Genomic DNA, 23742 nt, shown 5'->3' with positions numbered 1-23742 from the left:
AGGCTTCACAGGTCATCGGTGGTCCGGCTCGCCGGATCGAACGCTTCCCACCGGGGCCGGCTCACGGCGCTCGGACTCGTGCCGTCCGGCATCCACGTCGGCTCGGAAACACCCAGTGAGACGCCGACGAGCACACCGTTGCCCCGGGTGAGCGCCAGCGGAGCGGCAATCCGGCGACTCATCTCGGTGAAGATCTCTTCCGCTTGCCCGAACTGCGTGGCAAGGTCGGCGCCTTTCTGGTGAATCTGCAGCATCAAGCTGTAACTGTCGAGAAGCGTCCGGTCCGGGCCGGACGCATCCGGGTCTCCGAGGAAGTTTTCCCGCAGCACGCAGGTCACCAGCCCCGATTCAGCAGCGCGCGTCAAGATCGGGTCGACGGAAGCCACTTCGAGGCTCATCCCCGTCGCCTCCGCGATCTGCTCGGCGACGTCTTCGGGGTCCGCTTCGGTGGCGACGTAAATGTGGTCGAAGGTTGGCATGGTCTAACCCAATCCCGATTCCAGTTCGCTCAACGCAGTGTCTTGAGGGTGCCGTCGCCAAGGATGACCCGAATACTTTCCGGAACGCTCAAGTGGCCACCCTTCGCCTCCGCCTGGGCCTCGCGACCGAGGATTCGGTCGTACGCTGCCTGGGCTTGTTCGTCGGTCAGCCCGATCGGCCGTCCGTCGACAACCACCCCGCCGCCGCCCTTCTGGTCGACCTGGTCGGCGGCCTCCAGAATATCGTCCTTCAGCGCATTGGAGGGGTCCTCGGTCTGCTTCAGCATCGATTTGAATTCGGTTACGGTTCCTGGATCGTCCGGCCCCTTGCGCACCATGACGTCTGGATTCTTGACATCTGGCGAATCGTCGGGGGTGCGGGCATGCACCATTTCGCCTTTATCGGCCAGATATTCCGCGATCGGCTTCTCATGCGACAGCAGCCGGCCTTCCGGATCCTCCACTCCGGCCTTGAAGTCCGAGCCCAAGGGAGACTTGTGGTTACCGGGGTCGAAGCCTGGCTCGCCCTTCTTGACGCCGTTCGTCTTGCGGGTCTCGTCCGCTTTGATCTCGGCTAATCTTTGTTGCTTTTCTTCTTTCGACAATTTGCGGGCAGGAGAACCACCCTTGTTGCCGGACGTTTTTCCCTCGCCGGCGATGTTCGACTTGCTGAGCTTCGGGCTGTCGCTCTTACGTCCACCGGGCAGGAAGAGTGACGTCAGGGCGTCTTCCGCGTCGTCGCGGTAGTGGATGTTGGCGGTCGGGTCGTGGTCGCTGCGAGCGACAGCGTTCAGGGTCGCCTCGAACGCCACGTTCTCCGCGAAGTTGACGACGAAGCGGGCCGCCAGTACGGCGGCGAAGTCCGCCAGCGCCAGCAGGGCCGTTCGAGCGGCGCTCTGGGCCGCCGCGGCGGCAGTCACCGCCAAGGTCACCTCGGCCACGTCGGCCGCGCCCGCCTCCGGAGCGCCGACGCCTAACGTCGCGATGGTCACCACGGCGCCCACTACCAGGCCGGCGACCGCGGCATCGTAGGCCAGGAGGGCCACCCGAAGGTCGTCGGCCGCACTGCGCAACTTCTTGGCGACGTCCTCCATCTGCTTGCATCCGTCATCGACCGAGGCGGCGAATTCCGTCCACGACTGCTCGAAGGCCGTGCGGGCCTCGCCGTGCCAGGAGCCGATCTGGCCCAGGACGTTGCTGCGCGCCTGGTCCATCGTGCCCTGCAGGTGGGCGGCGTAGTACGACCACTGCGCAGCGGCGTCATCGATCTGGTCCGGATGACCCTTCGGCTTCTCGGGGATGACGTATTTCTTGATGTCTCCGATGCCCACAGCGACTCACAGTTGGTCTCGGACGGTGTTCGTCGACTCCGTCTGGGCGTACACGGTTGCGGCGATCTTGACCCGTTCCGAGAACTCCCCGACCGAGAGGACGAGCTTGCTGATGTTCTCCACCCATTCATTGGCCACGTCGGCGTAGGCGGCCGCGGCATCGGCGTCACCCAGCACCGACATGTCCTTCGGCCCGGAGATGGACATCGCGAAGTTCTGGCCCAGATGCTGGATGTCGTCGCTGGTGTTCTGCATCTGCCAGGCGAGGACAACCAGATCGGACGGGTCGACGGAGAAATCGGTCACGAGAAGCTGCCGCGAACGGCGGACTCGGTGCCCTCGTAGTTGGTGGCCGCGGACTGCATCGTCTGGCCGATCTGGGAGAGCGTCTCGTGCAGCGCGCGGACGTCGGAGTCCCACTGCCCGTACAGGGTCTGCAGCGCCGTGGAGGCGGAGCCCTGCCAGCTGTCACCCAGGCCCTGGATCTGCGCCAGCAGCGCGGAGCGCTGCGCGTCGATCTCGGATGCGCCGGCCGAAACCTGCGCTGCGACGCCGCGGATCGCCTCGGGAGAAACGGAGTAGTCAGACATGGGTAGCCCTTCGACGGCGTTCGCGATAGTTGATGCTTAAAGTCTGACGTTAGCATTCACATTCGTCATGCAGAAGACTTTATTTCCGCTGGGCGAACCGTCATAGTTGCGCTGCCCGAAGACAAAACATGAGAAGGCCGAATGTCCCAGCTTCACGTTTTACTGCTTGGTCCCGAAGGCACGTTCGCGCGCGTGGCGCTGGCCGATGATATTGCCATTTCGGCGCAATGGGAGACGATCACCCGGGCATTGAACCTGCCGGATGGTCGCAACCTTTCGATCCGAAAGGATGATGGATCTCCCCTGGATCAGGGTCGTCCTTTGGCATCGTCCGGAGTGCGTCCGGGAGATTTGATAATCGTCGAGATACGCAATGCTCCGCGATCTGGATTCCTGGGCAGATTTGGACGGCGCCCGGAGGAATCGGACGCCGAGGTCGTGCCGTCGGCATATCGGGTGCTTCCGTGCTATCTGGTCGTGGACACCTCGGCCTCGATGTCCGGCGACCCCATCGGCCGGGTCAATCAGGAGTTGCCGAGGCTGCGCTCCAAAATGCTGCGAGAGCCCGAACTCGCCGAGGTCTGCCAGCTTTCCGTGGTCAGCTTCGACGAGACGGCCGACGTGCGGTCGCCGCTCACCGATGTCGCCCGGATGGAGCTTCCGGGCCTGACCGCCGAGGGCACCGGCACCAACTACGCGCACGCCTTCGCGCTGTTGCGGACCACCATTGCGGCCGACCTCTACGAGCTCTACCGGACCGGTCGTCGCCCGTACCGGCCGGTGGTGTTCTTCCTCAGCGACGGTCAGCACAACCGGCCGGACAACTGGCGTGCCGCCCTCGACCGGCTCACCGACCGCTCCGAGTTCTACGGCGCGCCCAACGTCGTGGCGTTCGGCTTCGGCGAGGCCACCGAGGAGACCATCCGGGAGGTCGGCCGGAAGGCCGCCTACATGCCCGCGGAGGGTACGCCGTCGGCCAAGCTCGACACCTTCATGACGTTTCTGCTCAGCTCGCTCACCAACTCGATGGCCGGGGGCGGCGGCGGAGACCGCGACGACCCGTTCGTCGTGCCGCCGTCCGCGCCCGCGGGCTGGCGCGCGATCAAGATTCAGCGATGAGCGGCCCGCTCCCGCCGGAGTCCGGCATGGTCCGCAAGGTGCTCGGCTATCTCGGGCGCCCGCCTTCCGGATCGGACGCGCCGGCCGACGGCGTGGTCGTCCGTCAGGTCGGGCAGCCGCTGACGGTGGGCGAGCCCATCGTGCGGTCGCCGGAGGACGACGCGCTCACCGTGAGCTCGTGGACGACGCAGCCCCGGCTCAGCGCCGACGGTGGCGCGCTCGGGCCGCTCACGGTGCGGGCCGCCTCGGTGAGCGGCCGGCGCCACGCCCGGCAGGGGGCGAGCCGGGAGGACGCGTACGCCATCTGCCCGGCATCGGGCGGCGCGGTCGTCGCGGTCGCTGACGGCGTCGGCCACGAATCGGCCCGGTACTCCGCGGTCGGCGCGCAGATCGCCGCCGTCGAGGCCTGCCGCCTGGTCGCGGAATGCCTCGACCGCAACTGGGCCGTCGACGCCGACGATCTGTGCCGGGTGATCGGCGCCGCGATGATCCAGCGCGCCGGGTGGTTCGTGCCGGTCGAGTACGAACCGCGGTCGCTCGCCACCACGCTGACCGTGGTCTGGGTCGCCACCGACGGAAGGTACGCGGGCTTCCGGATCGGCGACGGCGAGATCTTCGAACTCACCGGAGCGGGGCTGGCACCGGCCGGCCCGTCCGCGGGCGGCGCGTTCACCGAGACCTCCGCCCTGCCCGCCTCGTGGTCGGCCGCGGAGACCTTCGCCGGCCGGTTGCCGCCGGAGTCCGCCCTGGTCGTGGTGACCGACGGGCTGTCGGTGCCGATGCGGTCCCCCGACGTCGCCGCGCATCTGAGCCGCCGCTGGCACCGGGTGCCGACGATCGTCGAGTTCCTTGACGACGTGTCCTTCGAACGGCGAGGCGAGTCCGACGACCGAACCGCCGTGTGCGTGTGGTTCCGTCCCAGGGCCGCCCGATGACCGACTGGCTCGGCCCGGCCCAGCCCTTCGAGCGATCCCTGCTTCCGCCGGCCGGGGAGTCCGTCGGTCATCCCGGCGCCAAGGGTGTCGTGCACGTCGTCGACGAGTCGGCCTACTACAAGGAATACCTGGAGCCGATCGACGACCCCGGCCATCTGGACGAGCTGATCGCCTGGCGGCGATCCCTGCCCGCGGGCGACCGGGCCGTCCTCGACGCGCACTGCGCCTGGCCGCTGCGCCGGGTGACGGACGGCGGCCGCACCACGGGCTTCCTGATGGCGCCGGCGCCGGCCGACTTCTGGGCCGACATGCTCGGCGAGCGGCACACCGTCGAGCTTCAGCACCTGGTGCACACGGCAGCGGCGAGACGACTCGGCCTCACCGTGCCGGACCGGACCGAACGGCTCCGGCTGGTGCAGGATCTGGCCGAGCTGCTGGCGTTGCTCGACTCCCACGGCATGATCTACGGCGACGTCAGCGAGAAGAACGTGCTGTGGACACTGCGGGGCACGCCACGCATCTACCTGATCGACTGCGACAACGCCCGGCGAGCCGGCAGCCCGAACCGCAACGCGGCGATGGCCCGCAACGACGCCTGGCGCGACCCGTTGCTCGGACCGGACGACATGCCGGACGCCGACAGCGACCGGTTCGCGCTGGCGGTCTTCTTCTACCGCGTCTTCTACGGCGTCACCGTCTCGGTCGACCAGGGGAACGGCACGGCGCTGTTGCCGGACGACGCTCCGCACCTGCCCACCCTGGAGCGGCTTCTCGGCGCCGGGCTGGGTTCGGTGCGCCCGCGGCCGGCCGCCGCGCAGTGGGCCGCCGCCCTGCGCGACGCGGATCCGGCCGGCGTGGCCGCACCGGCAGCGGCGGCGCCCGTCCGCCGCCGTCCGACGAAGATGTTCGCTTCCGTCGCGGTGGGTCTGGTCATCGCCGGGGCGGTCGCCGTCCCGCTGGTCATCCAGAGCATCCACGCCGGTCCGACGCCGGCCCCGGCGCCGTCCGCGTCATCCGCACCGGCTCCCACAGTCGCACCTTCACCGTCGCCCGCGCTGCTCGACCGCAAAGAGGCGTTGGCGGCGTGGGCGGCCGGACCGGTGAAGATCCGCGTCGATCACTACCTCTCCTACCTCGATCGTGCGGAGAAGCGATCCGATGACTACACGTGGGTCCACCTGCGGACCTCGGTGACCAACAAGACGTCCGACCCGCTGGACCTGACGAGCGCCGAGCAGAATCTGGTGCTGGTGATGGACACCGAGCCGAAGCTGGTCGACGGGGACGCCACGTCGTTTCAGATGGACGGGCTGGTGGCGACGCAGCCCCTCTTCGGCGCCGGCTTCAGCGACGGCTGTGCCATCACTTCCGATGACGGCACCGAGCACGACATCACATGGACCGGCAAGAGCGTGGCCGCGGGATCGACGTTCACGTCGAAGCACGTCAACGGCAACGGCATCACCTATTGGTTCCCCCCGATCTCCAGCAAGGCCACCGACGACGTCACCGTGGCGCCCGGCAAGCTGCACATCCTCGGCATCGGATGGCGGGACGCCTATGGGGAGATGCAGGGTTTCACGCCGGTCTCCGCCTGGAAGGGGCCGAACTCGCAGAAGGCATTCCTCAGTCCGTAGCGGAGCCGCCGGCGGCACGTTTCGGGGCGGCGTGGCCCGGTACGCATCGACTACGCTGAGCGCTTCGCCGACGGGGGATCGGCGCTGGTGCGGATCGGAGTGGGAGCCCATCGTGGCGGGGCTGGACAGCAACGCGATGTCGGAGCTGTTGACGCAGCTGGGGCAGCTCGGGCGAGAGGCCGCCGTGCTCGACGGCCGGCTCCGCGCGGCGCAGGCGGCCGTGGCCGAGGCATCCGGGCGAGACCCTTCCGAGCAGGTTCGCGTGGTGCTGGACGCGGCCGGCCGCATCACCACTGTCGAGTTCAAGGCCTCATGGCGGTCCCGGTTGGACGCCGGCGAGCTGACCGGCGCGGTCCTGGCCGCCCATCAGGAGGCCGGGCGCCGCCGGTTGGAGACGTGGGCGTCCGAGGTGAGCCGCACGGCCGGCGACACCGCCCCCTCGGCGCCACCGGAACAACGTCCGCCGCCTCACCTCGCCGGGCACGGCTCCGTCCACGACCTGTGGTACCTGTTGCAGGACGCCTCCGACCGGCTCGAGGACCTCTCCCGGGAGGCGACGACTCGCGGGTCGGCGGTCACCACCGGGCACGACCCGGGCCACCATGTCACCGCGACGCTCACCGGCGCGGAGCTGACCGGGCTGAGCCTCGCCCCGCCCTGGCCGGGTCAGGCCGGCGCGGAGGAAATCGGCTCGGCGCTCACCGCGGCGATCGCCGACGGATACCGTGCCGTCGACGATCTCGCCGCGCAGTCGCTGACCCGGCAGTGGCCGTTCCCGGAGCTCGACCGGTTCACGTCCGACCCGGCCGCGCTGCTGACCGCGCTCGGCCTTCCCACACCCGGCGCGCCCGACGAGCAGAGGTGAGACGACATGCCGCCGCCCAATGAGGAGCAGGTCAAGGCCGCGATCGGGGCGCTCCGCACGGACGCGTCGACCTGGGACGCCGCGGCCGCGGAGCTGCGTGACGCCGCCGGAGCGGCCGGCCAATTGCAGCTGAGCGCGCTGCACTTCTCGTACCTGGCCGACCAGCTCGGCCTGACCGAGACCTACCAACTGCTGCAGCTGCGGCTGTACCGCCTGCTCAACGAGGGCGCCGACAACCTCGGCGAGCTGGCCGGGGCGCTGCGGGCGGCGGCCGACGGCTACGAGCAGGACGAGATCAACGCGGTGCACCGGATGACCGGCATCTACTGAACAGGAGCACCACCATGGGGGTTGCCCTGCCGCTGTCCGAGGCGGAGTTCAACGACACCCTGCAGCGGGTCGAGAGCGGCCTGCAGCAGGTCGCCGACCTGGCCAACCAGATCGTCGACGCGTGCAACCGCTTCGGCCGGTGGCTCGGGCCGCTCTGGGACGACGTGGTCGAGCTGCTGTCGAAGTTCGTCGCCCTGGTCGAGAAGTTCATCTCCGAGGTCGGCAAGTTCTTCACCCGGCCGGGCGTGCCGTGGACCCTGTGGAGCCACGGCACCACCTGGACCGAGCAGGTCGGCAAGCGCGCCACCGACCTGATCTCGCAGGCCACCACCGGTCAGACCGAGATCGACGAGCGGTGGCAGGGCGCGGCCGCCACCGCCTATCTCGGCACCCTGCCCGACCAGGCCAAGGCGCTGGCCGCGATCAAGGCGGCCACCGACGACATCGACGACGCCCTGACCAAGGTGGCCGGCGGCATCATCGCGTTCTGGCTGGGCGTCCTCGCCGCCGTCGTGCCGTTCGTCGTCGAGCTGTTCGGCTGGGGCGCGGCCGCCTCCACCGGGGTGGGCGCCCCGCCCGCGGCGGCCGGCGCGGCCGCTTCCACGGTCAAGGTGCTCGGCATCCTCGCCGCCGTCGTCACCGCCGCGACCGCCTACCTGACCTCGGTCTCGAGCCAATACAAAGACCTGCTCCAGCGAGTCAACAACAACGACGGCTTCCCGCGCGGCTACTGGCCCCGGTCCACCACCGGCATCATCGCCGACGGCAGCCTCAACGGCGACAACAACACCAACTGGCATTTGCGTACGTCGTGAGCAGTCCCGGAGAAGACATGAGCAGCGACCGCGTACACGTGCCGGATCCGGACCTGATGCGCCGGGCCGGCCGGCGCATGATCTGGCGGCTGGTCGTGCTCCTGCTTCTGACCTCGCTTCTCGCCTCGTGGGGGATCTCGCTGATGGCCCACGGGGAGATCTCCGGTCTTCCGCTGGCCGCCGCCGGCGTGGTTCCGGGCGTGGCCGGGATCGTGCTCGTCATCTCGACGCGCCGGATCCGGCGGACGCTCGACGGCGACACCGTCTCCCGGGCGGCGATGCTGGCCGCCCGCCGGGTCGCCCACGGTGTCCGGACGACCGTCCTGGCGATCGTCCTGGCGCTGCTCACGTTCGGGCTCCTGCGCGCCGTCACGCCGGGCGAGTGGTGGACCATGCTGATCACGGTCCCGGTCAGTGCGGTGCTCCTCGTGCTGGCGGGCACCGCGAAAAGGCTGGCCAAGGCCCAGGACCGGTCGCTGGCCGGGTAATTCGATCGACGGCGGGACCGGTGGCTCGTACCCTCGGCGGTGTTGTCGTCGCGCGAGGAAGGGAACCGTCATGGTTGTCGTCCTCGCTGCTCGTTTCGAGCTGATTCTCGTGTCTGGTGTGCCCAGCTCCGGCTGCGCCACCGGGGCTGGACGTTCCTGACCGCTCTTTGAAGCGGCCGGGCGGGCGCTGTCGCCGTCCACACCCATTCGAAAGACCAGAATCATGCGTGTACGCAATATCGGCGTCCTGGCTCATGTCGACGCCGGCAAAACCACCCTGACCGAACGCATCCTGTACGCCACCGGCGCGACCTACAAACGCGGCGAGGTGCATGACGGCACGACGGTCACCGACTTCGATCCGCAGGAGCGGGAACGTGGCATCACCATTTTCGCGGCCGCGGTCAGCTGTGACTGGGCCGGCCACCGGCTCAACCTGATCGACACCCCCGGCCACGTCGACTTCTCCGACGAGGTCGAGCGGTCGTTGCGGGTGCTCGACGGCGCGGTCGCGGTGTTCGACGGCGTCGCCGGCGTGCAGCCGCAGAGCGAGTCGGTCTGGCGGCAGGCCGACCGGTACGCCGTGCCCCGGATCGCATTCGTCAACAAGCTCGACCGGGCCGGCGCCGACTTCACCGCGGCGGTGGCCTCCATCCGGGACCGCCTCGACGTCGCGGCGATCCCGGTGCAGCTGCCGATCGGTGCCGAGGGCGGCCTCACCGGCGTGGTCGACCTGGTCCGAATGACCAGGCTGACCTGGCCCGGTGGCACCCTGCACACCGAGCCGGCCGGCGATCCCGCGACGTTGCGGGCGCGCCGGGAGCTGGAGGAGGCGGTCGCGGAACGCCATCCGCGGGCCCTCGACGAGCTGGGCGCGATGTCCGAACGGACCCTGCGGACGGCGCTGCGCGACCTCACCCTCGCCGGCGAGGTGGTCGTGGTGCTGTGCGGGTCGGCGTACCGGAACATCGGGGTCGAGCCACTGCTCGACGCGGTGGTCGACTACCTGCCCGGCCCGGCCGGCGACGCGGGCGGTTCGCTGGCGGCGCTGGTGTTCAAGCGGGCCGGCCGGCTCGCCTACCTGCGCGTCTACGAAGGCACGATCGGCAAGGGGGACGTGGTGTGGGACGCGGAACGTGGCCGCAGCGAGCGGGTGGCCCGGGTGGTGCGGGTGCAGGCCGACCGGCACACCGACCTGGACCGCGCGGTAGCCGGGGACATCGTCGCGGTGGCCGGGCTCAAGGACGCCCGGGCCGGCACGACCCTGTCCACCCGGGCGCGGCCGGTCCGGCTGGAGGCGCCGCGGACGGCGGAGCCGGTGGTGTCGGTCGCGGTCGAGGCCCGCACCCGGGCCGACGCGCAACGGCTGCTGCCGGCGTTGACCGCCCTGGCCGGCGAGGACCCCTCGCTGGCTGTCCGCACCGATCCGGAGACCGGGCAGATCCTGCTGTCCGGCCTCGGCGAACTGCACCTGGAGGTAGCCGTGACGACACTGCGCCGCACCGCCGGCGTGCAGGTGACGGTCGGCCGCCCGCAGGTGGCCTACCGGGAGTCGGTCGTGCGCGGGGTTTCCGGGGTGCCGTACCGGCACATCAAGCAGGACGGCGGCCCGGGCCAGTTCGCGGTCGTCACACTCGACGTGACGCCGGCCGACGGGACCGGCTTCACGTTCGCGTCCACCGTCACCGGCGGGCGCGTCCCGGCCGAGTTCGTGCGGGCGGTCGAGGCCGGCTGCCGGGAAGCCCTGGTGGCCGGCCCGGTCGGCGGCCACCCGGTGGTGGGTCTCGCGGTCACCCTGACCGACGGGGCCACCCACCCGAAGGACTCGTCCGAGGTGGCGTTCCGCGCGGCCGGCCGGTTCGGGTTGCGGACGGCCCTGGCCGCCTGCGAGCTGACCGTGCTGGAACCGGTCGTCGAGCTCACCGTGACGGCGCCGGCCGACGCGCTCGGCGCCGTCCTCGGTGACCTGTCCGCCCTGCACGGCCAGGTGACCGGCTCGACCAGCCGAGCGGTCACCGCAGTCGTGCCGCTGGCCGGCCTGTTCGGCTACGCGACCCGGCTCCGCAGCCGCACCCACGGCCGCGGCACGTTCACCACCCGCCCGGCCGGCTACCGCCCAGCCGCCTGACCCGACCGCCCGCGACCGGCAAGCCCGACCCGCAGCCCGCGGGCCGGGCCCCGGGCTGGGCCCCGGGCCAGGCCCCGGGCTGGGCCGGCCGGCTGGGCTGGCCGGCTCGGCTGGGGTCGGCTCGGCTCGGCTGGGCCGGCTCGGCTGGGCTGGCTGGGCTGGCTGGGCTATCTGCGGGCCGGGCCGGCCACGGTGTAGGCGAGCAACCCGGCGAGCGCCAGCAGGCCGGCCGTCACGGTCGCGGCGGCGCTCGCCGGGGGCTGCGCCTGCCAGGTCAGGACGCGGCCGAGGGCCGGGTCGGGCCGGGCGAACAGGACCGCGGCCAGCGTCCAGCCCAGCGGCAGGAACCACGACCGGGCCGTGCCGACCGTCGCCGCGCCCAGGGCGGTCAGCCCCAGCAGCCCGGCCGCGTCGCGCACCACCAGGCCGGCCGGCCCGAAGCGCGCCCCGGTCGCGAGCGTGGCCAGCAGCGGAACCACGACGACCAGCAGGGCCACCAGCACGTGCGCGACCCGGCGGGGCGGCCACGGCATCGCGGCCGTGGCCTCCAGCGCGTCGTCGGGACCGCCGAGGGTGGCGGTCAGGACCGCGACCATCAGCAGCACGGTCAGCACGACCATCTGCATGCCCACCGAGCCGCTGTTCGAGGACACCGACCACAGTGTCCACATCAACGCGGCGCAACCGACGGCCGCGGCCAATGACACCGGCGCGCGCCGAGACCGCAGGTAGAGAGTCAGCCACCTCACCGGGCACTCCGGCTGAGGATGTTGCTGTCCGTCGTGCAGGTCAGGGCGGCCGTGCGCAGCGCCACCACCTGGGCCTGCGCCTCGGCGGCGGGCGCCGCGCGCAGGGCTTCCCACCGCGCCACCGCCTCGGCCAGGTCGGGCGAGTCGCTCGCCACCGGCTGCGTCCCGATCAGCCAGTAGGCGGCGGCCAGACTGTCCGCCGAGGCGGTCGGCCGGTCGCACTGCGGCGGGGTCTGGAAGGCCGCCGACACCACGTCCGCCGCCGTCACGCTCTCGCCGGTCACGATCCGGACCAGGGCGACGTCGTCGTGCCAGACCGGATAGACGTCCGGATAGGTGGTGGTGTCCTCGTGCACCTGGGTGGGCGCGCCCGGCAACTTCGCCAGGATCGTCAGACCCTGCCTGGCCGGCGACGTCACGTCGGCAAGGAGTCCGGAGTGGACCCGGCTGACGCACACCCGCGGCTCGTCGTCGGCGCACACCAGCGCCATGGCCGCCTGGTCGACCGCATCGGTGACATACCGGTTGTCGCGCGGCATGATCGCGATCGCCAGGGTGGCGCCGAGCACCACCGGCAGCACCGCCGCGACGCGCAGGCGCCAGCCGCCCGAGGCGAGCAGCAGCACGGCGGTGGTCGCGAGCGCGGCCAGCCAGATGGCCTGGGACAGGCTGGCCCGGCCGGGCACGGTGGCGTAGGCGCCCGGCATGTTCATCTCGTAGATCGGCGAGAACACCAGCGCAAGCCAGCCCCGGGGACGGGTCGCACCCGGGATGAGCAACAGCAACGCCAGGCCCGCGACGCCCAGCGCCGGGGCGGTGACCAGCGAGGGCAGCAGCCGGCCGATCGCCTGGCCGAGCCACGCCGCCGCGATGAGTGCCAGGGCGCCGACGGCGGTGACGACGAAGACCGAGACCGGGAAATACCGCGCGGTGCCGATGATCCACAGTCCGCCCGCGATCCCCATGGCGAGGTAACCGCACACCACCGCGATCGCCATCGCGCCGAGCGTCGGCACCATCCGGTGCGCTCGCGGGCGCGGGGTGCTGGCGAACAGCTCCCCCACCTTGGACCGGTGCTCCCGGCTGGACTGCCAGGCGCCGGCAGCCAGCGCGAGGGGCCAGAGCAGGGCCAGATAGAGCCGCTGCGACATGGCCAGCTGCATCCACCCGGAGGCGAATTCGATGCCCTCGGCGAAGTAGAGCGAGATCGTGCCGATCACCAGCAGGATCAGAGCGGTGCCGAGCGCGGCCGAGCGGCGCAGCTCGATGCGCAGGACGCGGCTCATCGGGCCGCCCCCGCCCGGTGCCGGCGCAGCAGGGCGGAATAGCCCCGCTCGGCCGGGCTGTCGCCGGCGTCGCCGTCACCGCCCTGAGCGATCAGCTCGTCGACCGCGCCCTGGTGCACCAGCCGGCCCTCATTCATCACGATGACGTCGGTGCAGGCGGCCACCACGTCCTCGACCAGGTGGGTGGAGACCAGCACGCAGCTGTCGACCCCGACGTCGCGTAGCAGCTCGCGGAAGTCGAGGCGCTGCTCCGGGTCGAGCCCGACGGTCGGCTCGTCAAGCAGCAGGACGGCCGGGTCGTTGACGATCGCCTGGGCGATGCCGGCCCGGCGCAGCATGCCGCCGGACAGCGTCTTCATCCGCGCGCCGGCCCGATCGGTGAGGCCGACCCGGTCGATCGCCCGCTGCACCGCGCCCGGGACGGTGGCCTTCGGCATCTCCTTGAGCCAGGCCAGGTATTCGACGAACTCCCGCACCGTGAAGCGCGGGTAGAAGCCGAACTGCTGGGGCAGGTAGCCCAGCCCGCGCCGGACGAGGCGCAGGTCGGCGCGCCCGTCGACCGCCTCGCCGAGCACGGTCAGCCGACCGCCGGCCGGGCGCACCACGGTGGCCAGCGCCCGCATCAGCGTGGTCTTGCCGGCGCCGTTCGGCCCGAGCAGGCCGTGCACGCCGGTGCCGAGGGTCAGGTCGAGCCCGTCGACGGCCAGGTGCCGGCCCGCGCGGACCTGCAGTTCCTGGGCATGGACGGCCCAGGGATAGGTGGTGGGGGCCGCTTCGGCCGCGCTCACCGTACGCATGTCGATTCCTCTCAGTTGTGGCTGGAGAGCCGGCGGAAGCTCGCGGACTTCATCGCGGCGAGACCGGCGAGGATCAGGGTGAGCAGCGCCCAGAAGCCGGAGGTGCCGGATTGCAGCAACGCCGGTGGGTGGACGGTGGCGATGGTCGGCACGACCACGGCCAGGGTCCAGAGGGAGCCGAGCCAGACGGCGGCGCGCCGCACGCCGATGAAGCCGCCCAGGACGATGGTGGCGGCGGAGAACGCCAGGCACGGGAGCAGCGCCAGGGCCAGCGAGACCCCGGTCCGGTTGCTCGCCAGGGCGAGCGCCGGGATGATCACGGCGAGCACGGCGGCCGTGCGCCGGAGCAGCATCAGCAGGCCGGCCGCCGGGGTGCCGGCGATCAGCTCCCACGCCGGATCGTGGCGGCGGCTCCAGGCGACCGCCACCCCGGGCAGCGGCGCCACCGGGGCCAGCAGCAGCACCAGCGGCACCCGCGGCTCCAGCGCCTGAAGCAGCACGGCGCCGCCGAGAATCGCCACCGTCATGGTCAGCCATGGCGCCAGGTGCCAGACGAACCAGCGGTTGCGCACGGTCAGCGAACGCCGGCGCGGCGCCGGGGCCGGCCCGGCCGCGATGCCGAGGTCGACACCGGCCGCGACCCGCGCGATCAGGGCATCGCCGGCCATGCAGTCGGCCAGCAGGGCCCGGCAGCCGGCGCATTCCTCGAGGTGCGACTCGACCGACCACATCGTGACCTCGTCGAGGACCGCGGCCCGGTCGGCGTAACGGGCCAGCAGCCCGGGGCTCAGATGAGTGGTCATGACAGCGCCTCCCGCAGCGCGATCCGGGCCCGCCGGGCCCGTGTCTTCACGGTGTTTTCCGGGACGCCCAGCAGCAACGACGTCTCCCGCACCGACAGGCCGTCGAGCACCATCGCCCGCAGCACCTGTCGCGCCTCCGGCGGCAGTTCGAGCAGGGCCTGTTCGAGGTCGTGGCCGACCCGCCCGGCCAGCACCTCGTCCTCGGCGGCGGGGGCGATCGTCTCGGTCAGCGCCACCGCCGGCATCTGGTTGTGCCGGACCCGGCGGCGGAACGCGTCGACCAGCCGGTGGGCGGCGATGGTCCACAGCCAGCCGACCGCGCTGCCCGACACGGCCGCCCCGGCGAAGCTGCCGGCGGCCCGCCAGACGGCCAGGTACGTCTCCTGCATCACGTCGGCGACCAGTTCGTCGTCGGCACAGCGCCGGCGGAGCCGGGCGAGCAACCACGGCGACGTACGCCGATATAGCTCGTCGAACGCACGCCGGTCCCCCGCGGCGATGCGGCGCACGAGCTCGTCCTCTGATTTCACATTCAGCAAGACGCCAGCATCATCGCCCCGGGTTCGATTGAGGGAGTGACATGGGTCACTTACTATAAGTAGATCATCGACATATGGTGATCGCATGACTCAGCGGATGCGTGAACCCACGTACTTCCTTCTCACCGCGCTGCTCGACGAGCCGCTGCACGGCTACGCGATCATCAGCCGGGCGGCCGAGCTCTCCGGCGGCCGGGTTCGGCTGGCCACCGGCACGCTCTACGCGGCGCTCGACCGGCTCACCGACGAGGGCCTCGTCGAGGTCGTCCGCACCGAGATCGTCAACGGGCGGGCCCGGCGCTATTACGCGCTCACCGCCGACGGCAGCACGGCACTGCGGGCCGAGGCCGAGACCATGGCCGAGGCCGCCCGGCTGGTCATCGACCGGGGCGCCCACCTACGCTCCCCCGGCTTGGCCGGCGGTGCGGCATGACGACGAAACTGGAACGGTCGTACGCGCGGTTGCTCCGCCTCTACCCGGCCGGCTACCGGCGCGAGCGCGGCGACGAGATGCTCGACGTGCTGCTGGCCTCCGGCGCCACCCGGCTGTCGCTGCGGGAACGGCGCGCGCTGATCCTCGGCGCGGCGCGCTGCCGGGCCGGCGCGGCCGACCGGCGCGATCTCGGCACGACGTGGCGGCAGTCGGCCGCCCTGGCCGCCGCCGTGCTGATGGTTTACGGGGCGGGCGCCGCCATCAAGGTGGAACCGCACGAGTACGTGCCGGCCGCGCTCGGCGTGGCCGGCATTCTGCTCGTCTTCCGCGGCTGGATGCCGGCCGCCATCGGCTGTGTCGTCGTCGCCTACGCGTTTCCGATGCTCAGCGACGGGCGGCTGACCTATTCCTGGTCGTTCGAGTGGCTGCTGGCCGCCGTCCTGCTGATCCCGGCGGCCATGCGCGGCGGCCGGCCAGGGTGGCGCCAGGCCTATCTCCTCCTGCTGGCGGCCGCGTTGCTCGACCCGTCACTGACGCCGTCGATGCTGCAGACCGGCTGGCTCGTCCTGCTGGCCGTGGTACTCGCCTGGACCGTGGTGGACGAACGAGCCGCGATCGCGGCCGGGCTGATGCTCACGATCGGCGTGACATTCCAGACCGTGGCCGAATTGTCCGGCATCGACATCGAAACGCCGTACATCATCATGTGGGTATTGTGGCCGGCCGCAATGCTCGCGGCCGGCGCCCTGGTTGCCCGTCGCCGGGCCCGCATTTAAGCGGCGCGCTGAGCCGGCGCCTGACTCTGGGTCTCGGCGGTCAGCAGCGCGTCCACCGTCCCGTACCAATTGCCGCCCGGGATGGCCAGCACCGGGACCGCGTTCCGCGCGGCCCGGCGCTGGACGGCGCGGCGGTGGAATTCGCTGAGGATCGTCCGCAGCACCCGGGTGCCGTCCCGGAACGTGTTGAGGTTGCTGGTGCCGTGGATGCGCAGGTGCTCGACGCTGGGCACCTCGGTCACCCGCATGCCGCCGGCCGCGACCCGGATGTTGATCAGCGTCTCGATCTCGAAGCCGTCGCCCCACAGCTTGCCGCCGCCTTCCGGGGCCGGCAGCTCGGTCGAGGGCAGGTCCATCACCGGCACCGCGCGCCGCCAGAAGGCGTTGTAGCCGTAGCAGAGGTCGGTGAACCTGGTGCCGAAGAGCTTGTTGACGAACAGGTTGAGGCCCATGTTGCCGACCCGGCGCAGCGGGGTGATGTCGTCGCTGTGGCCGCCCTTGCCGAAGCGCGAGCCCTTGGCGAACTCGGCCCCGTTGATCAGCGCCTCGACGAAGCGGTGGATCTCGGCCGGGTCGGTGGAGCCGTCCGCGTCGATCATCACGATGGCGTCACCGGTGCACGCGGCAAACCCCACGGCCAGAGCATTTCCCTTGCCCGTACGCGTCTGGCGCACCACCACGACGTCGGGGCGCAGCTCGCGCGCGACCGCCACGGTGTTGTCCACCGACCCGCCGTCGACCAGGATGACCTCGTGCAGGCCGGCCGGCAGCGCGCCGAACACGTGCGGCAGGTTCAGCTCCTCGTTCAGCGTCGGGATGACCACGCTGACCAGGGGCAGACGGCGCGGCTGACCGGGCAGGGTGCTCCGGCGGTCCGGCGTGGAACGTACGGTGCTGCGGCGATCCTGCGTCATTCGGAATCCTCCGTCGTCGGCGCCGTCTGCGCCTCCACCAAAACTAACAAGATCGAGATAAGTCATGACATGACCGAATGGCGGAGATTGACTGATACGCCCGGCCAGCCCCCTACCACTCCCGCCCCACCCGCCCACAACAGCCACAAATAGGGGAAGTTGGTGTGATGAGCACTGCGGACGACGAGAACTGGACCGGCGGGTTCTACGAGCTCTGTCTGGCCCTGGGCCCGGCCGACGACGGCAACCTCGACCGGGCAGTGCGGGCTCTGTGGCGTGCCGCCGGCGTCGAGGGCTGCCGCGTTCGCGGGATCGACGCGGCGGGTCTCGTTGACGTCGAGCTCGGCGCGGCCGCGCTTCACGCACACGGCCACCTGCTCGGCTCGCTGGCTCTGCCGTCCGGCGCACGGGTCGTCTGTGGCGGATTCGTGTCCCGGTACGACGACGTCGACACCCTCGAGCTCTACCTGCCGCTCGGTTCGCTGGTCCGGGTGGACCGCAGAATCGGTGCCTTCCCCTTCGACGATCACAGCGGCGCCGAGTCGTTGACGTGGCGCGCAGCGCTCGACAGGTGGCTCGCCGACATCGCCGCCATCGTCTACCGCGAGGTGCCGTTCCAGCGGGCCGTCATCGGCTTCGAAGTCGACGAGGACCGCGACTTCACCGGCGACAAACGCTACGCCGCCACCCTCACACCCGGCCCGAACGGCCTGGAATACGACCCCGCCAACACCTGACCTCGCCGCGGCACACCGATCCCAAAGCCCTTCTCGAGATTGGTCATTCAACTGCCGTTCGCTTTTCCGGAATTGGCATGATCCAAGATTAGCGGCCGCTCTCCGCGGTGCGGAAGAATGCATTCATGTCGCAGCTTCAGCTCTTCACCAGATCTGAGCTCGCTGCTATGCGTGATCACACGAGAGCTCGTAATTATTCGGCGGAGGCGGACGAGTTTCGGCGTGAGCATGCGCGTCACCGGAAGTGGGGCCTCGCAAGGCGCCATGCCCGGAAGCTGTGCCGGTCGCACGGTTGCTCGGCCGAGTGCGGGGCGGTCGGCCTGCATGATCACTTCGAGGAGGTTCCGCCGCTTATCTGGGACGACGAGACCACCGTCGCGCAGCCACCGCAGCGCGCTCCGGGCACCGAGGCCCGAGTCGCGCGGGATGTGCCGCCGAACCGCGAGCAGCAGCCTGACCACGCCGGCCTCATCGATCAGGCGCCGATTACCCGGGCTGAACCGGCAGTGCAGGCCGAGTCCGCCCGCGAGCCGCGAGCACTCGATCAGCTGCCAGCAGCACCCCCGGAGCAGGTGGCCGGCCCGGCAGAGCCGGCGAACCGGCGTAAGCCGGGCGGCCGCTGCGGGCCTGCGGGGCGGGGCGAACGACGTCGAACACCTCAGGTCGCCAACCTGGCACACGCCGCTGGCTACACCACTCCTGGAAGCCGGCCGACGCGCCATTCTGTGACCCGGATCAGTGGTCGGATGAATGTGCGGCCACCGCCGCGCCGAGAAAAGAAATGACGTTATTTCCGCCCTCGCACCTGACTGCGAAAACCCTTTTTGCTGGAGTGAGAACGCGCGATTGAGTTTCCTGTAGCGAGTGGAACGGCGATGCCGAGTTGGCTGAAACGCTGGTTGGGAGAAAGCGCTTGCGTGCGGCGGCACGGGGCGCGCCGGTCTCGCGGGTTGCAGCTGCTCGGACACGTGGTTCCGCGCCGCGACCCCAGGGAGTGGTCTTGGTAGCGTGCCGCACCGTGGAGGCGGGAGTGGCTGGTGTCGTCGGGCGGCGCCCGGTGCGCCGGATGGTGGCGGTCGGGCTGACGGCGGTTGTGCTCGGTGCGCTGGCCTTCCTGGCCGATGGCGTCGACGGGGTGGCCGGGCGGATCGTGGTCGTGGTGGTGAGCAGCGGCCTTGCGTGGGGGCTGGCGGCAATGCTGACCGGCTGGACGGCTGCCGGCCGCCGTAGTGCGATGACCGGTGCGACCCTGCTGCTGGTCTCGGCCACGCTCGTCTACTACCTGCTGATCCTCGTGGTCAGCCGGCGGTGGAGCGGCGGCTCGCTGCAGGACGGGTCGTCGGCGGACTGGTACGGGTTGCGTTCGCTGGCCGTCATGACCACGGCGTGGCTGTTGATATCGGTGATCGCGGGGCCGGTCTTCGGCCTGCTCGGCCGGCTGACCAGAACCATGCCGGTGCCCGCGGCGGCGCTGGCCGCCGGTGTCGCGTGCGGGCTGTTGTCCGGCGAGGGCTGGCAGGAGATCACCGCGACGCCACCCTGGCCGGTAGAGGCGGCGGGCGGCGGTTTCCTTCGTGGAGTCGGCGCCGCGCAGCTGGCCGAGGTGCTGCTGCCGTTCGCCGTCCTCGCGTGGCTGGCTGCCGTCCGGCGACTATGGAGGGCCTGGCCGATCCTGCTCGGGGCGATGATCCTCACCGCGACGCTGGGCGCACTGTTCTGGCACCTGCTCCGCACCGCCGCCGACCAGCTGGGCTGAACCAGCGGAAAGTTCGCACCGGCGAGTGAAACTTTTCCGGGCCGGCGACGCGACAGTGGAGGTATGGAGGGTCTTCCGAGCGACGAGGCGCTGCTGATCGGCGTCGCCGAGCGCGACATCGGCGCCTTCCGCACGCTCTACGAGCGGCATGCCGGCTGGCTCGGGCTGCGGCTCGGCCGCCGCTGCAACGACCGTGACCTGGTTGCCGACGCCGTCCAGGACACGTTCGTCGCGGTCTGGCGGGCACCGCGCGGCTTCCGCGGTGACGGCGACATCGCGGCCTGGTTGTGGGGCATCGCGATCCGCCGGCTGGTCAGCCGTCTTCGCAAGCGGACCGACATCGCGGCCGTGTTCGACACCGCCGGGGCCACCCCGGCGGCGGAGGACCAGGTCCTGCTGTCGGTCGAGTACGGCGACATCGGCGGGGCCCTGGCCCGGCTGTCGCCGGAGATGCGCGCCGTGATCCAAGCCGTCGTGCTGGACGGCCTGACCGCCAAGGAAGCCGCGCAACTGCTGCACGTGCCGATCAGCAGTGTCAAGACGCGGTTGTACCGGGCCAAGGCTCTCCTGCGGGCCACGCTAGCGGAGGAACCGTCATGAGCACCTGGCACATCGACGAAGAAATGCTGCGGCGGTACGTCGAGCGGACCGACTCGGTGGCCGAGGGCGCCTCGGTCGACCAGCACCTGCTCACCTGTGCGCGGTGCCGGGCCCAGGTCAACGCCGCGGCCACCGGGTTCGACCTCGCGGCGGTGTGGGACCGCACTCGCGACGCCGTCGAGGTCCCGCTCCCGTCGCCGTTCGAACGGCTGCTGCGCGCCGCCGGGCTCCCGGCGAACGAGGCACGCCTGGTCGCGGTGGCCAGCGCATTTCGCGGGGTGTGGCTGGTCGGTGTGGCCGCCGTGCTCGCGTTTGCCGCGCTCGCGGCGATGATCGGGCAGGACCGCGGGATCTGGCTCTTCCTGACCGTGGCGCCGCTCGCGCCGTGTGTGGTGGTCGCGTTCAGCTACGACCGGCGGTGGGACCCGGCCCTGGAGCCGGAGATGGTCGCGCCCTACCCGGCCCTGCGCCTGGTCCTGCTGCGCACGATCGCGGTGCTCGCGCTCGCGTTGCCCGCCGTGCTGCTGTTCGGGCTGGTGGTGCCGGGTGCGGCGCCGTTCGCGTGGCTGCTGCCGGCGGTCGGCTTCGTCGCGGTGGTGCTGGCCGCGTCCACCTGGGTCAGTCCGCTGAACGCGGCCGTCGTGGTCAGCGCCGGCTGGTTCGCCGCGGTCTGGCTCATGGGCGCACGGTCGGCCACGCCGGCCGCGATGCTGCAGGCCCGGACGCAGGTGGCGTTCCTGGTGCTGGCCGCGGCGTCATTCGGAATCTTTCTGGTACGCGGGCGCCACCTGCGCCGGCTTCGACCCTGGAGGTAGCGGCGATGACCGCTTCGATCAGCCTGCGCGGCGTGGGGCGCTCGTTCGGGGCCACCCGGGCGCTCGCCGGCGTCGAGCTCGACCTGGAACCCGGTGTGATCGGGTTGCTCGGCCCGAACGGGGCCGGCAAGACCACGTTGTTGCGGCTGCTGGCCACCGCGTTGCCACCGAGCCAGGGCACGGTGCGCGTGCTGGGCCGTGATCCGGCCGTGCCCGCCGAACGCACCGACATCCGTCGCCGGCTGGGCTACCTGCCGCAGGAGATCGGCTTCCCGCGCGGGTTCACGGCGTTCGCGTTCGTCGACTACATCGCCCTGCTCAAGGAGTGGACCGAGCCGGCCGCCCGGCACGCGGAGGTGCGCCGGGTGCTGGACCAGGTCGGGCTGTCCGATGTCACCACCAAGCGGATCCGGGCCATGTCCGGCGGCCAGCGGCGACGGGTCGCGCTGGCCCAGGCGCTGCTCGGCTCACCGCCGGTGCTGATCCTGGACGAGCCGACCACCGGCGTCGACCCCGAACAACGCGTCACGTTGCGGACCGTGCTCGCGGAGATCGCGCGTACGTCGATCGTGGTCCTGTCCACTCACCAGACCGAGGACGTCGCGGCCCTGTGCGAGCGCGTCGTCGTGCTGGACCAGGGCCGGATCCGGTACGACGGCCAGGTCACCGAGCTCGTCCGCCAGGCCGCCGACCGGGTCTGGCTCGCCGACCAGCCGGATCCGGCGGCGACCGTCTCCTGGCGGACCGGCACCGGGCGGTACCGCAACGTCGCCGCACACGCCCGCGACGGCGTCGAGCACGTCGAACCGTCTCTCGAGGACGCCTACCTGCTGCTGCAGGGCGCACCGCGGAACCCCGAGACCGAAGAGGTGGCGCCGTGACGGCCGCCGCGCTCGCCGCCCGCGAGCTGCGCCGGTTCGTCGTCAACCCGGTCCTCCTGCTCGCCGCGGCCTTTACCGCATGGGCGACCGTGACCACCCCCAGGGCGATCACCGAGATCGACACCGCGAACTGGTACGTGGCGGTCTTCCTGGGCGGGTTCGGCATGATGGCCACGTTCTGGCTGACCCGATCGATGCGCGGCAGCGAGCCGGTCGCCGGCGTCACCCCGACGACGCTTCCGGTGCGCACTGCCGCGCTCTGCACGGTCGCGGTCGTGCCGTTCCTCTACAGCGTGCTGCTCCTGATCGGGTTCCTGCACTTCTACCCGATCGGCGACCGGATCTACGGGGCCTTCAGCTCGCCGACGCAGGCCGCTGTCCTGGTCGGGCAGTTCGTCGTCCCGTCGCTCGGCGGTTCGCTGCTCGGCGTCGCGCTCGGCCGCTGGGTCCGGTTCCCCGGCGCCGCGTTCGTGCTGTTCCTGCTCCTGTTCGGCTGGGGCAACCTGGTGACGCTCCCGTCCCTGTCGCATCCGGACTCGACGGCCGCCACGGCGCTGCGGCTGTTCGCGCCGTTCTCGTTCTTCACCTTTGCCGGCAACGGCCCGGACGTCACGACCTGGCGCGGATCGCCCTGGTTCTTCCTCGGCTGGCAACTCGCGCTGTGCACGATCGCGGTCCTGGTGGCGCTGCTGCGCGATGCCGAGGGCCGGGTGCGTTCCCGGGTCATCCGCGCCCTGGCGACCACACTGGCGCTGGCCGTGATCCTGCTCGTGCTGGCCGTCAACGGCGGGTTCGCCCAGGCCGTACACGCATGATGGTCCGCTCGATGCTCCGGGCCGGCGCGTGGCCCGCGGTTTTGGTGATCAGCGGAGCGGCAGTCCTGATGGGCGGCTGCGGAGTCGCGTTCCCCGCGACCGCCACCGCGCTGCTGCCGATCGCCTTCACGCTGCTCGCCGCCGCGGCCGCGTTCGTCCTCGACGAACCGGCCAGCCTGGTCGTCGACGTGACACCGACCGGGCCCGCCAGGCGCACCGGGATCCGCGCCGTGGCGCTGCTCGCCCCGCTCGGCGCCGGCGCGGCGCTCCTGCTCGCCGGTGCGCTGCGCGGGCTGACGCTGCTCTGGGCGCCGACCGCGCTCGCGCTCGCCGGCAACGTGGTGCTGGGATTCGCCGTGGCGTGTGTGGCCCGTACGCGGACCGGTGAGCCGGGCCCGCGCGCCTCGGGCGCCGTCGTGCTGGTCCTCCTGGTGCCCACTCTCCTGCCGGCGGTAGCCCGCCGGGTCAGCACGTTCCCGCCCGGCGGCGACGGACTTTCGTCGAATGCCGTGTGGTGGAGCGTCCTCGTCGCGGGCGGGGCAGCCGTCGCGGTGTCGGTCAGCGGCCGGCTACCCGGCCTCCGGTGACCGGCGGTCCGGAAATCGACGGGCGGCACATGGGAATGGCGCAGGCCAGGGCGAGGACCAATCCCAGGGACGCCCCCAGGGTGCCGAACCAGAGACCCTGCGGTGTGGTGTAGCCGAGGCCCGCGGAAGGCTTGGGGGCCAGGAAGGTGACGACCACGCCGGCCAGGTTGACGATGCCGGCCAGGATCCGCATCCCGACCGGGCCACGGCCGGAGATCGCGTAACCGCCGGCCATCGCGAGCAGAGCGAGGCCGATCGGGGCGGGGTCCAGGGTGGCGGTCGCCAGGGTCGGGACGAGGCCGATCAGCAGCGGGGCGAGGATGAGCGACCGGTGCTGGTGGCCGCTCCGGCGCAGGTACTCGGCCCAGCCGAGGAGCGCGCCGACGACAGTGCCGGTGGGCAGGATGATGCCGAAGGTGCCGGCCATGGTGAAGGTCGAGTCCGGGCCGGCCAGTTGCGCCATGAAGCCGCGCAGACTGGCCGCCCAGGCGAGCCCGGCGACGCCGCCGATCACGATGAAACGGCTGCGACCCATGG

The 23742-nt window shown here is 71.3% G+C and carries 28 protein-coding genes; 17 read left to right on the top strand and 11 right to left on the bottom strand.

Going from position 1 to position 23742, the window contains the following annotated elements:
- Positions 1 to 5: 5 nt before the first annotated feature.
- Genes AB0E90_RS34315 through AB0E90_RS34300 form a run of 4 tightly spaced genes read right to left on the bottom strand, consistent with a single transcriptional unit; the run spans position 6 to position 2400 of the window.
- Entirely contained in the window at positions 6 to 479 is a 474-nt protein-coding gene (locus tag AB0E90_RS34315) for a hypothetical protein (RefSeq protein ID WP_360415274.1), read from the bottom strand.
- Between the two features lie 29 nt (positions 480 to 508).
- On the bottom strand, positions 509 to 1810 hold the full coding sequence (locus AB0E90_RS34310) for a WXG100 family type VII secretion target (RefSeq protein ID WP_360415272.1): 1302 nt from the start codon (positions 1808 to 1810) through the stop codon (positions 509 to 511).
- Between the two features lie 6 nt (positions 1811 to 1816).
- Positions 1817 to 2116 carry a hypothetical protein gene (locus AB0E90_RS34305; protein ID WP_360415270.1) on the bottom strand — a complete coding sequence of 100 codons (300 nt, stop codon included), beginning with the start codon at positions 2114 to 2116 and terminating at the stop codon, positions 1817 to 1819.
- Entirely contained in the window at positions 2113 to 2400 is a 288-nt protein-coding gene (locus AB0E90_RS34300) for a WXG100 family type VII secretion target (protein WP_360415268.1), read from the bottom strand. The genes AB0E90_RS34305 and AB0E90_RS34300 overlap by 4 nt, the downstream gene beginning before the upstream one ends.
- Before the next feature lie 477 nt (positions 2401 to 2877).
- Between AB0E90_RS34300 and AB0E90_RS34295 the strand changes: the two genes are divergently transcribed.
- From AB0E90_RS34295 to fusA, 8 genes are all read left to right on the top strand, one after another.
- Positions 2878 to 3519, top strand: coding sequence for a VWA domain-containing protein (locus tag AB0E90_RS34295; protein ID WP_360415266.1), 642 nt, complete (start codon positions 2878 to 2880; stop codon positions 3517 to 3519).
- A complete protein-coding gene (locus AB0E90_RS34290) occupies positions 3516 to 4454 on the top strand; it encodes a PP2C family serine/threonine-protein phosphatase (RefSeq protein WP_360415264.1) in 939 nt (312 codons plus the stop codon). Before AB0E90_RS34295 ends, AB0E90_RS34290 begins: the two co-directional genes overlap by 4 nt.
- The gene (locus AB0E90_RS34285; RefSeq protein ID WP_360415262.1) at positions 4451 to 6091 is read left to right on the top strand and encodes a hypothetical protein; all 1641 of its coding nucleotides are present in this window, start codon (positions 4451 to 4453) and stop codon (positions 6089 to 6091) included. Before AB0E90_RS34290 ends, AB0E90_RS34285 begins: the two co-directional genes overlap by 4 nt.
- A 112-nt stretch (positions 6092 to 6203) precedes the next feature.
- Positions 6204 to 6956 carry a hypothetical protein gene (locus tag AB0E90_RS34280; protein WP_360415260.1) on the top strand — a complete coding sequence of 251 codons (753 nt, stop codon included), beginning with the start codon at positions 6204 to 6206 and terminating at the stop codon, positions 6954 to 6956.
- Between the two features lie 6 nt (positions 6957 to 6962).
- The gene (locus AB0E90_RS34275; protein WP_360415258.1) at positions 6963 to 7286 is read left to right on the top strand and encodes a hypothetical protein; all 324 of its coding nucleotides are present in this window, start codon (positions 6963 to 6965) and stop codon (positions 7284 to 7286) included.
- A 14-nt stretch (positions 7287 to 7300) separates the two neighbouring features.
- A complete protein-coding gene (locus tag AB0E90_RS34270) occupies positions 7301 to 8101 on the top strand; it encodes a hypothetical protein (protein ID WP_360415256.1) in 801 nt (266 codons plus the stop codon).
- A gap of 17 nt (positions 8102 to 8118) precedes the next feature.
- Positions 8119 to 8589, top strand: a complete 471-nt coding sequence (locus AB0E90_RS34265; protein ID WP_360415254.1) for a hypothetical protein — start codon at positions 8119 to 8121, stop codon at positions 8587 to 8589.
- Positions 8590 to 8776: 187 nt separating this feature from the next.
- Positions 8777 to 10717, top strand: coding sequence for an elongation factor G (gene fusA, locus AB0E90_RS34260; RefSeq protein WP_360415493.1), 1941 nt, complete (start codon positions 8777 to 8779; stop codon positions 10715 to 10717).
- A 167-nt stretch (positions 10718 to 10884) separates the two neighbouring features.
- Here the strand turns inward: fusA and AB0E90_RS34255 are convergent, their stop codons facing one another.
- Genes AB0E90_RS34255 through AB0E90_RS34235 form a run of 5 tightly spaced genes read right to left on the bottom strand, consistent with a single transcriptional unit; the run spans position 10885 to position 14882 of the window.
- Positions 10885 to 11466: a hypothetical protein gene (locus AB0E90_RS34255; protein ID WP_360415252.1), complete on the bottom strand. Its 582-nt coding sequence runs from the start codon at positions 11464 to 11466 to the stop codon at positions 10885 to 10887.
- A complete protein-coding gene (locus AB0E90_RS34250) occupies positions 11463 to 12752 on the bottom strand; it encodes a hypothetical protein (RefSeq protein ID WP_360415250.1) in 1290 nt (429 codons plus the stop codon). Before AB0E90_RS34250 ends, AB0E90_RS34255 begins: the two co-directional genes overlap by 4 nt.
- Positions 12749 to 13549 carry an ABC transporter ATP-binding protein gene (locus tag AB0E90_RS34245; RefSeq protein WP_360415248.1) on the bottom strand — a complete coding sequence of 267 codons (801 nt, stop codon included), beginning with the start codon at positions 13547 to 13549 and terminating at the stop codon, positions 12749 to 12751. Before AB0E90_RS34245 ends, AB0E90_RS34250 begins: the two co-directional genes overlap by 4 nt.
- A gap of 11 nt (positions 13550 to 13560) precedes the next feature.
- Positions 13561 to 14352, bottom strand: coding sequence for a zf-HC2 domain-containing protein (locus tag AB0E90_RS34240; RefSeq protein WP_360415246.1), 792 nt, complete (start codon positions 14350 to 14352; stop codon positions 13561 to 13563).
- Positions 14349 to 14882 (bottom strand): RNA polymerase sigma factor, encoded by a 534-nt coding sequence (locus tag AB0E90_RS34235; RefSeq protein WP_360415244.1) that lies wholly within the window; start codon positions 14880 to 14882, stop codon positions 14349 to 14351. Before AB0E90_RS34235 ends, AB0E90_RS34240 begins: the two co-directional genes overlap by 4 nt.
- A gap of 94 nt (positions 14883 to 14976) precedes the next feature.
- On the opposite strand from AB0E90_RS34235, the gene AB0E90_RS34230 reads away from it, so the two are divergent.
- Both AB0E90_RS34230 and AB0E90_RS34225 read left to right on the top strand, forming a co-directional pair.
- On the top strand, positions 14977 to 15324 hold the full coding sequence (locus AB0E90_RS34230; RefSeq protein ID WP_360415242.1) for a PadR family transcriptional regulator: 348 nt from the start codon (positions 14977 to 14979) through the stop codon (positions 15322 to 15324).
- Positions 15321 to 16100 (top strand): hypothetical protein, encoded by a 780-nt coding sequence (locus tag AB0E90_RS34225; protein ID WP_360415240.1) that lies wholly within the window; start codon positions 15321 to 15323, stop codon positions 16098 to 16100. The genes AB0E90_RS34230 and AB0E90_RS34225 overlap by 4 nt, the downstream gene beginning before the upstream one ends.
- Here the strand turns inward: AB0E90_RS34225 and AB0E90_RS34220 are convergent.
- A complete protein-coding gene (locus AB0E90_RS34220) occupies positions 16097 to 17014 on the bottom strand; it encodes a glycosyltransferase family 2 protein (RefSeq protein ID WP_360415238.1) in 918 nt (305 codons plus the stop codon). The genes AB0E90_RS34225 and AB0E90_RS34220 overlap by 4 nt on opposite strands.
- A 167-nt stretch (positions 17015 to 17181) precedes the next feature.
- On the opposite strand from AB0E90_RS34220, the gene AB0E90_RS34215 reads away from it, so the two are divergent.
- The 7 genes from AB0E90_RS34215 to AB0E90_RS34185 all read left to right on the top strand — a co-directional run bounded on the left by AB0E90_RS34215 (position 17182) and on the right by AB0E90_RS34185 (position 23205).
- Positions 17182 to 17751, top strand: coding sequence for a hypothetical protein (locus AB0E90_RS34215; protein ID WP_360415236.1), 570 nt, complete (start codon positions 17182 to 17184; stop codon positions 17749 to 17751).
- 1018 nt (positions 17752 to 18769) lie between these two features.
- A complete protein-coding gene (locus AB0E90_RS34210) occupies positions 18770 to 19507 on the top strand; it encodes a hypothetical protein (protein WP_360415234.1) in 738 nt (245 codons plus the stop codon).
- Positions 19508 to 19570: 63 nt separating this feature from the next.
- On the top strand, positions 19571 to 20107 hold the full coding sequence (locus AB0E90_RS34205; RefSeq protein WP_360415232.1) for an RNA polymerase sigma factor: 537 nt from the start codon (positions 19571 to 19573) through the stop codon (positions 20105 to 20107).
- Positions 20104 to 20922 (top strand): hypothetical protein, encoded by an 819-nt coding sequence (locus AB0E90_RS34200; protein ID WP_360415230.1) that lies wholly within the window; start codon positions 20104 to 20106, stop codon positions 20920 to 20922. Before AB0E90_RS34205 ends, AB0E90_RS34200 begins: the two co-directional genes overlap by 4 nt.
- A gap of 5 nt (positions 20923 to 20927) precedes the next feature.
- Positions 20928 to 21803 (top strand): ATP-binding cassette domain-containing protein, encoded by an 876-nt coding sequence (locus tag AB0E90_RS34195; protein ID WP_360415228.1) that lies wholly within the window; start codon positions 20928 to 20930, stop codon positions 21801 to 21803.
- Positions 21800 to 22618 (top strand): hypothetical protein, encoded by an 819-nt coding sequence (locus AB0E90_RS34190; RefSeq protein WP_360415226.1) that lies wholly within the window; start codon positions 21800 to 21802, stop codon positions 22616 to 22618. The genes AB0E90_RS34195 and AB0E90_RS34190 overlap by 4 nt, the downstream gene beginning before the upstream one ends.
- Positions 22615 to 23205, top strand: a complete 591-nt coding sequence (locus AB0E90_RS34185) for a hypothetical protein (protein WP_360415224.1) — start codon at positions 22615 to 22617, stop codon at positions 23203 to 23205. The genes AB0E90_RS34190 and AB0E90_RS34185 overlap by 4 nt, the downstream gene beginning before the upstream one ends.
- On the opposite strand, the gene AB0E90_RS34180 is transcribed toward AB0E90_RS34185, so the two are convergent.
- A complete protein-coding gene (locus AB0E90_RS34180; RefSeq protein ID WP_360415222.1) occupies positions 23177 to 23740 on the bottom strand; it encodes a hypothetical protein in 564 nt (187 codons plus the stop codon). The genes AB0E90_RS34185 and AB0E90_RS34180 overlap by 29 nt on opposite strands.
- Positions 23741 to 23742 lie beyond the last annotated feature (2 nt).

It is taken from the genome of Actinoplanes sp. NPDC026619 (assembly GCF_040638295.1).
Lineage (GTDB): Bacteria > Actinomycetota > Actinomycetes > Mycobacteriales > Micromonosporaceae > Actinoplanes.
This window is presented reverse-complemented; position numbering and strand designations above follow the sequence as displayed.

Coding starts and splice junctions, on each gene's coding strand:
- AB0E90_RS34315 (WP_360415274.1), bottom strand. CDS start 479: ATGCCAACCTTCGACCACATTTACGTCGCCACCGAAGCGGACCCCGAA.
- AB0E90_RS34300 (WP_360415268.1), bottom strand. CDS start 2,400: ATGTCTGACTACTCCGTTTCTCCCGAGGCGATCCGCGGCGTCGCAGCG.
- AB0E90_RS34290 (WP_360415264.1), top strand. CDS start 3,516: ATGAGCGGCCCGCTCCCGCCGGAGTCCGGCATGGTCCGCAAGGTGCTC.
- AB0E90_RS34285 (WP_360415262.1), top strand. CDS start 4,451: ATGACCGACTGGCTCGGCCCGGCCCAGCCCTTCGAGCGATCCCTGCTT.
- AB0E90_RS34275 (WP_360415258.1), top strand. CDS start 6,963: ATGCCGCCGCCCAATGAGGAGCAGGTCAAGGCCGCGATCGGGGCGCTC.
- AB0E90_RS34270 (WP_360415256.1), top strand. CDS start 7,301: ATGGGGGTTGCCCTGCCGCTGTCCGAGGCGGAGTTCAACGACACCCTG.
- AB0E90_RS34265 (WP_360415254.1), top strand. CDS start 8,119: ATGAGCAGCGACCGCGTACACGTGCCGGATCCGGACCTGATGCGCCGG.
- AB0E90_RS34250 (WP_360415250.1), bottom strand. CDS start 12,752: ATGAGCCGCGTCCTGCGCATCGAGCTGCGCCGCTCGGCCGCGCTCGGC.
- AB0E90_RS34245 (WP_360415248.1), bottom strand. CDS start 13,549: ATGCGTACGGTGAGCGCGGCCGAAGCGGCCCCCACCACCTATCCCTGG.
- AB0E90_RS34240 (WP_360415246.1), bottom strand. CDS start 14,352: ATGACCACTCATCTGAGCCCCGGGCTGCTGGCCCGTTACGCCGACCGG.
- AB0E90_RS34230 (WP_360415242.1), top strand. CDS start 14,977: ATGACTCAGCGGATGCGTGAACCCACGTACTTCCTTCTCACCGCGCTG.
- AB0E90_RS34225 (WP_360415240.1), top strand. CDS start 15,321: ATGACGACGAAACTGGAACGGTCGTACGCGCGGTTGCTCCGCCTCTAC.
- AB0E90_RS34220 (WP_360415238.1), bottom strand. CDS start 17,014: ATGACGCAGGATCGCCGCAGCACCGTACGTTCCACGCCGGACCGCCGG.
- AB0E90_RS34215 (WP_360415236.1), top strand. CDS start 17,182: ATGAGCACTGCGGACGACGAGAACTGGACCGGCGGGTTCTACGAGCTC.
- AB0E90_RS34205 (WP_360415232.1), top strand. CDS start 19,571: ATGGAGGGTCTTCCGAGCGACGAGGCGCTGCTGATCGGCGTCGCCGAG.
- AB0E90_RS34200 (WP_360415230.1), top strand. CDS start 20,104: ATGAGCACCTGGCACATCGACGAAGAAATGCTGCGGCGGTACGTCGAG.
- AB0E90_RS34195 (WP_360415228.1), top strand. CDS start 20,928: ATGACCGCTTCGATCAGCCTGCGCGGCGTGGGGCGCTCGTTCGGGGCC.
- AB0E90_RS34185 (WP_360415224.1), top strand. CDS start 22,615: ATGATGGTCCGCTCGATGCTCCGGGCCGGCGCGTGGCCCGCGGTTTTG.
- AB0E90_RS34180 (WP_360415222.1), bottom strand. CDS start 23,740: ATGGGTCGCAGCCGTTTCATCGTGATCGGCGGCGTCGCCGGGCTCGCC.